General features: G+C 63.9%; 11 protein-coding genes. 8 read left to right on the plus strand and 3 right to left on the minus strand.

Annotation, left to right across the window (positions count from 1 at the left end; all coding sequences use genetic code 11):
* Positions 1-23: 23 nt before the first annotated feature.
* The 4 genes from ACTXG5_RS23715 (at position 24) to ACTXG5_RS23730 (ending at position 4,420) form a co-directional block, all read left to right on the plus strand.
* Positions 24-884: a hydroxypyruvate isomerase family protein gene (locus ACTXG5_RS23715; RefSeq protein ID WP_445161113.1), complete on the plus strand. Its 861-nt coding sequence runs from the start codon at positions 24-26 to the stop codon at positions 882-884.
* The gene (locus ACTXG5_RS23720; protein ID WP_445161114.1) at positions 881-1,774 is read left to right on the plus strand and encodes a 2-hydroxy-3-oxopropionate reductase; all 894 of its coding nucleotides are present in this window, start codon (positions 881-883) and stop codon (positions 1,772-1,774) included. Before ACTXG5_RS23715 ends, ACTXG5_RS23720 begins: the two co-directional genes overlap by 4 nt.
* Positions 1,771-3,564: a glyoxylate carboligase gene (gene gcl, locus ACTXG5_RS23725; protein WP_445161115.1), complete on the plus strand. Its 1,794-nt coding sequence runs from the start codon at positions 1,771-1,773 to the stop codon at positions 3,562-3,564. Before ACTXG5_RS23720 ends, gcl begins: the two co-directional genes overlap by 4 nt.
* 76 nt (positions 3,565-3,640) lie before the next feature.
* Positions 3,641-4,420, plus strand: a complete 780-nt coding sequence (locus ACTXG5_RS23730) for an IclR family transcriptional regulator (protein WP_445161116.1) — start codon at positions 3,641-3,643, stop codon at positions 4,418-4,420.
* 49 nt (positions 4,421-4,469) lie between these two features.
* Here ACTXG5_RS23730 and ACTXG5_RS23735 read toward each other — a convergent pair whose 3' ends face one another.
* Genes ACTXG5_RS23735 through ACTXG5_RS23745 form a run of 3 tightly spaced genes read right to left on the minus strand, consistent with a single transcriptional unit; the run spans position 4,470 to position 7,075 of the window.
* Positions 4,470-4,775: a PE family protein gene (locus ACTXG5_RS23735; RefSeq protein ID WP_445161117.1), complete on the minus strand. Its 306-nt coding sequence runs from the start codon at positions 4,773-4,775 to the stop codon at positions 4,470-4,472.
* 21 nt (positions 4,776-4,796) lie between these two features.
* Positions 4,797-6,032, minus strand: a complete 1,236-nt coding sequence (gene pyk / locus ACTXG5_RS23740) for a pyruvate kinase (RefSeq protein WP_445161118.1) — start codon at positions 6,030-6,032, stop codon at positions 4,797-4,799.
* Between the two features lie 17 nt (positions 6,033-6,049).
* Positions 6,050-7,075: a 2-dehydropantoate 2-reductase gene (locus tag ACTXG5_RS23745; RefSeq protein ID WP_445161119.1), complete on the minus strand. Its 1,026-nt coding sequence runs from the start codon at positions 7,073-7,075 to the stop codon at positions 6,050-6,052.
* Between the two features lie 187 nt (positions 7,076-7,262).
* Here ACTXG5_RS23745 and ACTXG5_RS23750 point away from each other — a divergent pair, with 187 nt between their 5' ends.
* The 4 genes from ACTXG5_RS23750 to ACTXG5_RS23765 all read left to right on the plus strand — a co-directional run bounded on the left by ACTXG5_RS23750 (position 7,263) and on the right by ACTXG5_RS23765 (position 11,332).
* On the plus strand, positions 7,263-8,354 hold the full coding sequence (locus ACTXG5_RS23750) for a Re/Si-specific NAD(P)(+) transhydrogenase subunit alpha (protein WP_445161120.1): 1,092 nt from the start codon (positions 7,263-7,265) through the stop codon (positions 8,352-8,354).
* On the plus strand, positions 8,351-8,665 hold the full coding sequence (locus ACTXG5_RS23755) for an NAD(P) transhydrogenase subunit alpha (RefSeq protein WP_445161121.1): 315 nt from the start codon (positions 8,351-8,353) through the stop codon (positions 8,663-8,665). Before ACTXG5_RS23750 ends, ACTXG5_RS23755 begins: the two co-directional genes overlap by 4 nt.
* A complete protein-coding gene (locus ACTXG5_RS23760) occupies positions 8,662-10,050 on the plus strand; it encodes an NAD(P)(+) transhydrogenase (Re/Si-specific) subunit beta (protein ID WP_445161122.1) in 1,389 nt (462 codons plus the stop codon). The genes ACTXG5_RS23755 and ACTXG5_RS23760 overlap by 4 nt, the downstream gene beginning before the upstream one ends.
* A gap of 106 nt (positions 10,051-10,156) precedes the next feature.
* The gene (locus tag ACTXG5_RS23765; protein ID WP_445161123.1) at positions 10,157-11,332 is read left to right on the plus strand and encodes an NAD-dependent formate dehydrogenase; all 1,176 of its coding nucleotides are present in this window, start codon (positions 10,157-10,159) and stop codon (positions 11,330-11,332) included.
* The last annotated feature ends 131 nt before the right edge of the window (positions 11,333-11,463 follow it).

The following is an 11,463-nucleotide window of genomic DNA, read 5'->3' on the forward strand; positions in this document are numbered from 1 at the left end:
CCAAGCGAAGAGGAAGGACAGCCATGGCTACTGCGACTTACACGGTGAACTGCTCGATCCTTTTCACCGATCTACCCGTGCTGGACCGACCGGCCGCGGCTCGAGCGGCAGGCTTTGAGGCGGTGGAGTTCTGGTGGCCGTTCATTGAAGCGACGCCCCCAGCGGCTGACGTCACGGCCTTCGTCCGTGCCATCCAAGAGGCGGGGGTGCAGTTGTCCGGACTGAACTTCTTCGCCGGCTACATGGCCGGCGGCGACCGGGGAGTTCTGTCCGACCCCGCGCTGACGACTGAGTTTCGCGACAATGTGCAAGTCGCCGTCGGCATTGCCGAAAGTCTGGGCACCCGGGCCTTTAACGCCCTGTATGGCAACCGCATCGAAGGCATACCGGACGCGGTGCAAGACGATGTGGCGGCCAAGAATCTTGCCTACGCAGCTCAAGCCGCCGAACGCATTGGCGCGACGGTGCTCATCGAACCGGTCAGTGGCGCGCCCCGCTATCCCCTCAAAACCGCGGCCGACGCCGTTGGCATTATCGACCGCGTCCATGCTGAGGCCGGTGTGACCAATCTGCGACTGCTGGCGGATCTGTATCACCTGTATGTCAATAACGACGATGTGGCCGCGGCCCTGCTTTCCCACTACGACCTGATCGGGCATATCCAGGTCGCCGATGCTCCCGGGCGCGGGGAGCCGGGGACCGGTGAGATCCCACTGGGCGACTACTTCGCCATACTTCTTGGCGGTAAATACAGCGGCTATATCGGGTTGGAATACAAGCCTTCTCGGCCCGACACCTTCGACTGGATACCGCAGGCCGAGCGAGGCCGCGGTGGGGTCAACATCGAATCGCTCGGGACATTGACAGGAACGAGGAATCAGTGAGCACGATCGGATTTATCGGCCTGGGCATCATGGGGAATCCGATGGCCTGCCATCTCGCCCGCGCCGGCCACACCGTGATCGGTTACAACCGATCGCCCGGTCGCGCCGCGGCGCTGATCGACGCCGGCGGAGCGGAGGCGGATTCCATCGCGGAGGCCGTGAAAGACGCCGACGTGGTGGCCGTCATGGTGCCCGACTCCCCCGATGTGCAAGACGTATTGCTTTCCGAAGGCGGTGTTTTCGCGCACGCGCAACCCGCGACGCTGGTGATCGACTTCTCCTCCATCCGCCCCGACGTCACCACTCAGCTGGCCGAGGAAGCCACCCAGCGCGGGTTGCGTCTCATCGACGCCCCAGTCTCCGGCGGTGAACCCGGCGCCAAGAACGCGTCGTTGTCGATCATGGTCGGGGCCACCGATGACGATTTCGCTGCCGCCAAACCGGTTCTCGAGATCGTCGGCAAGACAATCGTTCATGTCGGCCCCAACGGGGCGGGTCAGACCGTCAAGGCTGCCAACCAACTGATAGTCGCGGGCAACATCCAACTCCTCGCCGAAGCAATCGCGTTCCTGGATGCCTACGGCGTCGACCTGGACGCAGCGGTCAAGGTGCTCGGCGGCGGGCTGGCCGGCTCGGCGGTGCTCGAGCAAAAGGCCCCAAAGATGCTGGCCCACAACTTCGATCCGGGTTTCCGGATCGAACTGCACCACAAAGACCTGGGCATCGTCACCAGCGCGGCCCGTGAAGCCGGTGTGGTCATCCCGCTCGGCGCGGTCGTCGCGCAGCTGATGGCGTCCGCGCTGGCCAACGGGGACGGTTCCCTCGACCACTCCGGCCTGCTGCGGGGCGTCGAACGGCTGTCGGGACACAAGGAAGGTGGGACCCAATGACCCGGATGCGCACGGTCGACGCGGCCGTCCTAATCCTCGAAATCGAGGGTGCTACACAAGCATTCGGCTTGCCCGGTGCGGCCATCAATCCGTTCTACTCGGCGATGCGCGCCCACGGCGGAATTCGGCACGTGTTGGCCCGCCACGTCGAGGGCGCCAGCCACATGGCCGAAGGCTACACCCGCGCCGCACCGGGCAACATCGGTGTGTGCATCGGCACCTCAGGCCCAGCGGGCACCGACATGATTACCGGATTGTATTCAGCCAGCGCGGATTCCATTCCCATCCTGGCTATCACAGGCCAGGCTCCGGTCAACAAGCTGCACAAAGAAGACTTTCAGGCCGTCGACATCACCGCGATCGCGGCACCCGTGACGAAAATGGCCATGACAGTTCTCGAACCCGGGCAAGTTCCCGGCGCATTCGCCCAGGCGTTTCACCTGATGCGCTCAGGCCGGCCCGGCCCGGTGCTGATTGACCTGCCCATCGACGTTCAGCTGGCCGAAATCGACTTCGACCCCGCCACTTACGCTCCCCTACCGGTCTACAAGCCCACCGCCACGCCGGCCCAAATAGCCAAAGCGCTTGACATGCTGTTGACCGCGCAACGCCCACTCATCATCGCCGGTGGGGGCATCATCAACGCTGACGCCGCCGACTTACTCGTCGAGCTGGCCGAGCTGCTCAATGTCCCGGTAGTGCCCACGCTGATGGGCTGGGGCACCATTCCCGACGACCATCGGCTGGCCGCCGGCATGGTCGGGTTGCAGACCGCCCACCGTTACGGCAACGCCACCCTGCTTGAATCGGATTTCGTCATGGGGATCGGCAACCGGTGGGCTAACCGCCACACCGGCGGACTCGACACCTACCGGCGAGGTCGCCGCTTTGTTCACATCGACATCGAACCCACCCAGATCGGCAGGGTGTTCGCCCCCGACCTCGGCATTGTGTCTGATGCCAAGGCGGCGCTCGAACTGCTCGTCGCCGGGGCGTCGCAGCGGCGCTCGGCCGGCACACTGCCGGATTGGGCCGGCTGGGTGAGCGACTGCCTGGACCGCAAAAAGACAATGCACCGCAAGACCCACTTCGACGACATCCCGATCAAACCCCAACGCGTCTACGAAGAGATGAATCGGGTATTTGGCCGTAATGCACGCTACGTCACCGCGATTGGGCTCTCCCAGATCGCCGGCGGCCAATTCCTGCAGGTATTCAAACCGCGGCATTGGATCAACTGCGGCCAGGCCGGACCACTGGGATGGACGGTGCCCGCCGCACTCGGCGTGGTCGCCGCTGACCCAACCGCCACGGTGGTGGGATTGTCGGGTGACTATGACTTCCAATTCCTCGTCGAAGAACTCGCTGTCGGCGCGCAGTTCAACCTGCCCTACGTCCATGTCGTGGTCAACAACTCCTACCTCGGGCTGATCCGCCAAGCCCAGCTCAACTTCGACATGGACTACTTCGTCTCATTGGCCTTCGACAACATCAATGCCCAGGAATCGGGTGACACGGAATTGCCCAAGGGCTATGGTGTCGACCACCGGCTCGTGGCAGAGGGACTGGGCTGCAAGGCGATTCAAGTTACCGATCCCGAACTGATCGCTCCTGCACTCACCCGCGCCCAGCAACTGGCTCGCGAACACAAAGTGCCCGTGGTGGTCGAGATCTTCTTGGAACGCATCACCAATATCGCGATGGGCACCGAGATCGACAACATTGCCGAACACAACGAGTTGGCAACCACAATCGATGACTCACCCACCGCCGCAATGCTGTACGACTAGCCCATCACCCGCTACGCCTAACCCCGATGAGCGCAGTCTGGCTGGACCTCGTTGAGCAATCGGGACGGTGAGACCGATGGCTATGGCGCGCGAAGACGCCGACCGAACCGGCGGTGTTCAATCGGTGGAGCGAGCATTCGGGGTGCTGGAGATTTTGGCCGCCATGGGCGGCACAGGTGCGCTCGGTGAGCTCGCGGCACGGGCGGGTCTCCCGCTGCCGACGATGCATCGACTGGCACGAACGTTGCTGAGCATGGGCTATCTGCGGCAGCTTCCCAACCGGCACTACTCCTTGGGGCCCAGGCTGATCCGCTTGGGCGAGAGCGCGAGCCAGCTCATCGGCATGTGGTCCCGTCCTCATCTGCGCGAGCTGGTAGACCGAACCGGCGAGACGGCGAACATGGCCGTGATGGACAACGACATGGCCATCTATGTTGCTCAGGTCCCTTCGCCACATTCCATGCGAATGTTCACCGAGGTCGGCCGGCGGGTCTACCCGCATTGCACCGGAGTGGGCAAGGCGCTGCTCATGCAACTCCCGAACGAGGAGCTGTGTGCCCTGGTCGCACGAACCGGGATGCCCGCATCGACCGAGAATTCCCATACGACCGCCGAGGGATTGTTGCAGGACATCAAGTTGTGCCGGGCCCGTGGTTATGCGGTCGACGAAGGTGAGCAGGAAATCGGCGTGCGATGCTTCGCCGTGCCGGTGCCTGACGCGCCGTCACTGACGGCCATTTCGATCTCCGGCCCTGCGGTGCGCGTCACCTTGAAGTCCGCGCCAAACGTTGCGCCGCTGTTGAAGCGGGTCGCTCGCGACATCGCCTCGGAGTTCGACAAGGACACCGCCTTCTAGTCGCTCGGCGACCTCCGGTACGTGGACCGACCGGCATGGCCTAGTCCGCTTACTCCCACGCGGTGGCGGCGGCGTTGGCGGCCTCGGCCACGGCATACGAATTCGCGTTGGCCGCCATGGTTTTGACCAACATCTCGTGGACCGCTGTGGCTTGAGCGCTGACAGACTGATACATCCGAGCGTGCATGGTCAATTGCGCTGCGATAAGCGCAGAGACCTGGTCTGCGGCCGCGGGGACTACTGCGGTGGTGGGGCCCGCCGCGGCCGCATTCTGGGCATTCATGGAGTCGCCGATGGCACCAAACTCCGAGGCCGCTCCTGCCAGCGCTTCAGGGTGGACGTCGACGAATGACATGTGCTGTTCTCCTCGACACTTCTAAGCGCGACCGGTGCCGCTGATGCGTGATCCGCGGCGGCTGAACAGCGATCGCTGGGAACGGGCAGCCGACAGAGCCAACGCCGCGGTACCGCCCGCAATGGCGTAGCGCACCGCGACCGCTCTCAGTCGGCGCCGCACTAAACGGGCCGCCCCGAAGACAACATCACCCAAGAAGTCGCGGTGGCCGTCGTCACGACCGGCCCAGTATGGCGGTTCTCCGCGGTCGATCGCGGCCTCGGCTTCTTCGACGATGCGGGCCATCGTGGTCACGGTATGAGCCGGATACGCGCCGACGCTGGTTTCGGCCGACAGCATCACCGCGTCGGCGCCGTCGAGCACCGCGTTGGCCACGTCGGAGACCTCGGCTCGGGTCGGACGCCGATCGGAGACCATCGAGTCGAGCATGTGCGTGGCCACGATGACCGGCTTGTCAGCATCGCGGCACAGCCGGATGACTCGCTTTTGGACCATCGGTATTTGTTCCAACGGCATCTCCACACCGAGATCACCGCGGGCCACCATCATCCCGTCGAAGGCCGCGACGATCGCCGGTAAGCACAAGACAGCCTCTGGCTTTTCCAGTTTGGCGATCACGGGCACGCGCCGGCCGACCTCATCCATGATGGCGTGGGCCAGCTTGGCCTCGTCGGGTGCGCGCACGAACGACATGGCAACCATGTCCACACCGAGATTCAGGGCGAACTTCAGGTCCTCAATATCTTTGTCGGACAACGTCGGAGCGCTGACGGTGATTCCGGGCAATGAGATGCCCTTGTTGTCGCTGACCGGGCCGCCGTGCATCACCTCACAGCCGATGTCTGCGCCGTTGACTTCCACCACCGTCAGGTCGATCCTGCCGTCGTCGACAAGCAGCCGATCGCCGGTTTTCACATCCCCGGCCAGACCGCGGTAGGTGGTGGAGACCCGGTCATGATCGCCCGGGCAGGCGTCGGTGGTGATCGCGACTTTCTCGCCGGCGCTCCAGACCACCGGCCCGTTGGCGAACCGGCCCAGCCGTATTTTGGGGCCTTGCAGGTCGGCCAGCACTTGCACAGAGGGTCGGCGTCGAGCGGCGATGTGGCGGACCAGGTCGTAGAAGGCCGAATGCTCCGCGTGCGTGCCGTGACTGAAATTCAGTCGTGCGACATCCATTCCGGCGTCGATGAGTTCGGTCAGCCGCGGAGCGGTGGCGGTCGCGGGTCCCAGTGTGCAGACGATCTTCGTTGTGCGCATCTAAGGTGTCCTTTCCTCTAGCGCAGAGCCGCTTGAGGTTGTTGGTGCAAAATCCCGCCACGGTGTGGCGGCGCCACTCCGCTGGTACGGGCGAGGAGTTCGGTGGCAGCGTGGACTGTGCGAAGGGTCGGAGCGGTCGCTCCGGTCAGGTCGGCGAGCTCTACCACCGCGGAGACGATCGCATCGAGCTCGAGTTGCTTGCCTGCTTCAAGGTCTTGGAGCATGGAGGTCTTGTGGTGACCCACCTTTTCGGCGCCCCGCAGCCGCGTCTCAATCGAGATGTCCGGCGTACTACCCAATCTCGCGGCGATGTCCAGGGTCTCCTCCATCAGCTGTGTGACCACTCGCCGCGTGTTCGGGTCCTGGCACATCTGCACCATCGTCGCTCTGGTCAACGCGCTGAGCGGATTGAACGCCACGTTGCCCATCAGCTTGATCCAGATGTCGTTGCGCAGGTCAGCCTCCACCGGGCATTTCAGTTCGCCGGCGATCGTCGCGTCGCTCAGCGCCTTGCAGCGCTCGGAAAGCTCTCCAGAGGGCTCGCCGATAGAAAAGCGAGTCCCCTCGAGGTGGCGAACCACCCCGGGAGCCTCCAGGACTGTCGCCGGATACACCACGCAACCGATCGCTCGCTCGGGAGCCAACACGGCGCTGGTGGCACCGCCGGGATCGACCGCTTCGATCCGGTGTCCTTGATACGGACCCGGCAACTTGTGGAAATACCACCACGGAATGCCGTTCTGCGCAGCCACAATTGCCGTGCTCGGACCCAGCAGAGGCTCAATCAGGGGACCGCACGTTGGATAGCTGTGCGCTTTGAGGCCCAAAAAGACATAGTCGACCGGCCCGATCTCGGCCGCGGAGTCCGTCGCGTTGGGACGCGCTAGGAAGTCACCGCGCGGGCTGAGCACGCGGACACCATTTTCCCGGATCGCTCGCAGGTTGTCGTTTCGCGCGATCAGGTGAACGTCGGCACCGCCGCGGTGCAACGCCGCACCCCAATAGGCGCCGATCGCTCCGGCACCAACGACTGCAATCCTCATGAAGTCTCCTCTCGCTTCCCCCGTGCACTGAGCCGTTAGGCGACTAGGGCCAAGACGCCATTATTATTGCATACAGTATGCGATCCTTGTATGTTGAAGCCATCGCGTTCTCGACCAGACGTCGGGACTGTCACCAAATCCACACCGCGTTGCGCGTGTCTTCCGACCAAAGCCAAGGAAGAGGAATATGTCTGCGATCGGAGTGCCTCGCGAAATCGCCGCCGGCGAACGCCGAGTCGCCCTGGTACCCGGTGTTGTCGAGCGCTTACATGCCGCCGGCCACCATCTCGTCGTCGAGACGGGCGCGGGTGAGGGAGCTTTGATCCGCGACGAGGACTATAGAAAGGCCGGCGCCGTTACCGGTGACCCTTGGTCGGCCGATGTCGTGGTCAAGGTGAACCCGCCGACGGAGATGGAGGTCAGCCGGCTCAAGCGCGGAGCCCGCCTGATCGGCTTCCTCGCGCCGCGCACCCGACCCGAGCTCGGCGAGCAATTGCGACTAGCGGGTGTCACCGGCTTCGCTATGGAAGCCGTGCCCCGGATTTCGCGCGCCCAGACCATGGATGCGCTTTCTTCCCAGGCCAACGTCGCGGGATACAAGGCGGTGTTGTGTGCCGCGCAATGCTCGACCCGCTTTTTTCCCATGATGACCACGGCTGCTGGAACAGTGAAGCCGGCAACGGTTTTGGTGCTCGGTGTCGGTGTGGCCGGCCTTCAGGCGCTGGCCACGGCAAAACGGCTGGGCGCCCGCACCACCGGATTCGATGTTCGCCCCGAGGTCGCCGAGCAGGTCCGTTCCTTGGGCGCCAAGTGGCTCGACCTCGGTGTGACGGCGGCGGGCGAAGGTGGGTACGCCCGAGCTCTGACGCCGGCAGAACAGGCCGAGCAGCAGCGTCGTCTGACCGACGCAATCCCGGGCTTTGACGTGGTCATCACCACCGCTCTGGTACCGGGTCGTCCGGCACCGACACTGGTCACCGCTGATGCGGTACGCCGGATGCGGAGCGGCAGCGTGGTCGTCGACCTCGCCGGTGAGGCCGGCGGCAATTGCGAACTCACCGTGCCAGGAGAGACGCTGCTGCAACACGACGTCACGATCACCGCGCCGCTGAACCTGCCGGCCAGCATGCCCGAACACGCCAGCGAGCTCTACGCGCGCAACGTCGCGGCCCTGCTGGAACACATGCTCGATGGCGCGACCTCGCCCGATCTGTCTGACGAGATCCTCGACGCCTGCTGCGTGACCAAATCCAACAACCAGTTGACGGAGACCCGATGACGTTAGTGGCCAACCTGGCGATTCTTACGCTGGCCGGCTTTGTCGGCTTCACGGTGATCTCCAAGGTGCCCAACACCCTGCACACCCCACTGATGTCCGGTACCAACGCAATTCACGGCATCGTCCTGCTCGCCGGCCTGGTGCTCCTGGGCCGGTCGGCCACCGATGCCTTCGACCGGCTGTTACTGGTGGTCGCTATCGCCTTTGGTGCGATCAACGTCGTGGGTGGCTTCCTGGTGACTGACCGCATGCTCGGCATGTTCAAGAAAAAGCCCAGCGGCCCCGCCGGAAAGGTTGCGTCGGCGAAGTGAATGAGCTCATCGCGGTTCTCTACATCGTCGCCTTCGCACTGTTCATCTTTGGACTCACGGGACTGACCGGGCCGCGCACCGCAGCGCGCGGCAATCTGATTGCCGCCGTGGGCATGACGATCGCGATCGTGACCACCCTGCTGACTCCGGGTACGAGTAACTGGTTGCTGATCGCGCTCGGGCTACTCCTGGGGTCAGTGGTCGGTGTGCCCGCGGCACAGCGGGTCAAGATGACCGCAATCCCTCAGATGGTGGCGCTGTTCAACGGCGTGGGCGGCGGTGCGGTGGCCCTGGTCTCGTGGGTGGAATTCCGCGACAGTCAAGGCTTCGCCGCCTCCCCGGGTTATGTCGCGATCGCTTCGCTGTTCGCCGCGATTGTCGGGTCGGTGTCGTTCTGGGGATCGTTGATCGCCTTCGGGAAGCTGCAAGAAGTGTTGCCGGGCAGGCCTATCGGGCTGGGTCGAGCACAGCAGCCGGTCAACCTCCTACTGCTGGTCGCCACCGTCGCCTGCGCCGGCGCCGTCGGATGGGGACAGCGGTCGCCAATGCTTTTCGTAGGCGTGCTCGTCTTTGCGGCGGTGCTCGGCGTCATGGTGGTGCTGCCCATCGGCGGAGCCGACATGCCGGTGGTGATCTCGCTGCTCAATGCGCTCACCGGACTCTCGGCGGCAGCGACCGGACTAGCGCTGGACAACACGGCGATGATCGTCGCGGGCATGATCGTCGGAGCCTCGGGAACCATCTTGACCAACCTGATGGCGAAGGCGATGAATCGTTCGATCCCGGCCATCGTCGCCGGCGGATTCGGTGGCACCGGCACGAGCACCGGCGCCGGGGACGGGGCCGCCGACCAGACCGTGCGCCAGACCAGCGCCGCCGACGCGGCATTGCAGATGGGCTACGCCAGTCAGGTAATCATCGTGCCCGGCTATGGAATGGCCGTCGCGCAAGCCCAGCACGTGGTGCGCGAAATGGCCGGTCTGCTGGAGGGACGCGGCGTTGAGGTACGTCATGCCATCCATCCCGTGGCGGGTCGCATGCCCGGGCATATGAACGTCTTGCTCGCCGAGGCCGATGTCCCCTACGAGCAGCTCAAAGAGATGGACGAAATCAACGGCGAGTTCAGCCGCACCGACGTGGCCCTGGTCATCGGCGCCAACGACGTGACAAACCCTGCGGCACGGTCGAATCCAGCCTCGCCGATCTACGGCATGCCGATTCTGGACGTGGACCAGGCCAAGTCCGTCATCGTGCTGAAACGTTCGATGAATCCCGGATTCGCCGGCATCGAGAACGAGCTGTATTTCAACGAGAAGACCTCGATGCTGTTCGGTGACGCGAAAGCCTCGGTTGCCGAGATCAGCGAGGAGCTAAAGGTTTTGTGACGCCACGGCGTCACAAAACCGCGCGACCACACAGACTTGACCGCCACATCAGCGCGGCGGCAGGAAAAAGAGCCGATGATCGGCGGTAAGAAAGGAATTGAGATCTATGTCAAAAGTGGTGTGCGTCCTCTACGACGACCCGGTAACCGGATATCCCACCGACTTCCCGCGTGACGGCCTGCCGCACTTGGACCGCTACCCGGACGGGCAAACCCTGCCGACACCGTCGGCCATCGACTTCGCCCCGGGTGCGCTGCTGGGCAGTGTCTCCGGCGAACTGGGTCTGCGTTCATACCTCGAGGGCCTCGGTCACGAGTTGATCGTGACCTCGGACAAAGAAGGCGACAATTCGGTGTTCGACCAGCACCTGGCCGACGCGGAAGTGGTGATATCCCAACCATTTTGGCCGGCATATCTGACCGCCGACCGGATCGCGCGCGCTCCGAAACTCAAGTTGGCGGTGACGGCGGGCATTGGTTCGGATCACTACGACCTGGATGCCGCGATCGATCGCGGCATCACGGTCGCTGAGGTCACCTTCTGCAACAGCATCAGCGTCGCCGAGCACGTCGTCATGATGATTCTGTCGCAGGTCCGCAATTACCTGCCGTCTTATCGATGGGTCATTGACGGCGGTTGGAACATCGGCGACTGTGTGCAACGCTCCTATGACGTCGAGGGAATGCATATCGGCACGGTCGCTGCCGGGCGGATCGGGCTCGCCGTACTTCGCCGCCTAGCGCCGTTTGATGTGCACCTGCACTACACCGACAAGCACCGGCTGCCCGCCGAGCTCGAACAAGAACTGAACCTGACCTTCCACCCGAGTGTGCAGGACATGGTGCCTGCGCTGGATGTCGTGACCATCAACGCTCCTCTGCACCCGGAGACCCGCGGACTGTTCAACGACGAGCTGCTGTCAACGATGAAACGCGGTGCCTACCTGATTAATACAGCGCGGGCACTCATCTGTGACCAGCCTGCCATCGTCCGCGCGCTGGAAAGCGGTCAATTGGCGGGCTATGCCGGCGACGTGTGGTACCCACAGCCGGCGCCGGCCGACCACCCGTGGCGCACGATGCCCCATCACGGGATGACACCGCATATTTCGGGTTCTTCGCTCTCGGCGCAGGCTCGATATGCGGCCGGCACCAGAGAAATTCTGGAGTGCTACTTCGATGGAAAGCCGATCCGGGACGAGTACCTCATCGTGGATGGAGGCGCGCTGGCCGGTGTCGGGGCGCGGTCATACACCGCAAAAGCCAAATCCGGTGCGGCCTAGCGGCGGGTTGTTTCCAGCACTCACCTGACGCCGGCGACGCTTTCGTCGGGCGGCATTGTTCACGGGGTTGGCGAGCAGATCGGTTGTCCTGCTCGCCAACCCCGTTGCTTTTGTCTTGACCGTGTAAGTGC

Source organism: Mycobacterium sp. Dal123C01 (assembly GCF_052566995.1).

Bases quoted from the DNA above. Each gene is read 5' to 3' on its own strand.
- pyk (WP_445161118.1), bottom strand. From the start codon at position 6,032: ATGCGCACAACGAAGATCGTCTGCACACTGGGACCCGCGACCGCCACC.
- ACTXG5_RS23755 (WP_445161121.1), top strand. From the start codon at position 8,351: ATGACGTTAGTGGCCAACCTGGCGATTCTTACGCTGGCCGGCTTTGTC.
- ACTXG5_RS23750 (WP_445161120.1), top strand. From the start codon at position 7,263: ATGTCTGCGATCGGAGTGCCTCGCGAAATCGCCGCCGGCGAACGCCGA.
- ACTXG5_RS23735 (WP_445161117.1), bottom strand. From the start codon at position 4,775: ATGTCATTCGTCGACGTCCACCCTGAAGCGCTGGCAGGAGCGGCCTCG.
- ACTXG5_RS23730 (WP_445161116.1), top strand. From the start codon at position 3,641: ATGGCTATGGCGCGCGAAGACGCCGACCGAACCGGCGGTGTTCAATCG.
- ACTXG5_RS23745 (WP_445161119.1), bottom strand. From the start codon at position 7,075: ATGAGGATTGCAGTCGTTGGTGCCGGAGCGATCGGCGCCTATTGGGGT.
- gcl (WP_445161115.1), top strand. From the start codon at position 1,771: ATGACCCGGATGCGCACGGTCGACGCGGCCGTCCTAATCCTCGAAATC.
- ACTXG5_RS23765 (WP_445161123.1), top strand. From the start codon at position 10,157: ATGTCAAAAGTGGTGTGCGTCCTCTACGACGACCCGGTAACCGGATAT.
- ACTXG5_RS23715 (WP_445161113.1), top strand. From the start codon at position 24: ATGGCTACTGCGACTTACACGGTGAACTGCTCGATCCTTTTCACCGAT.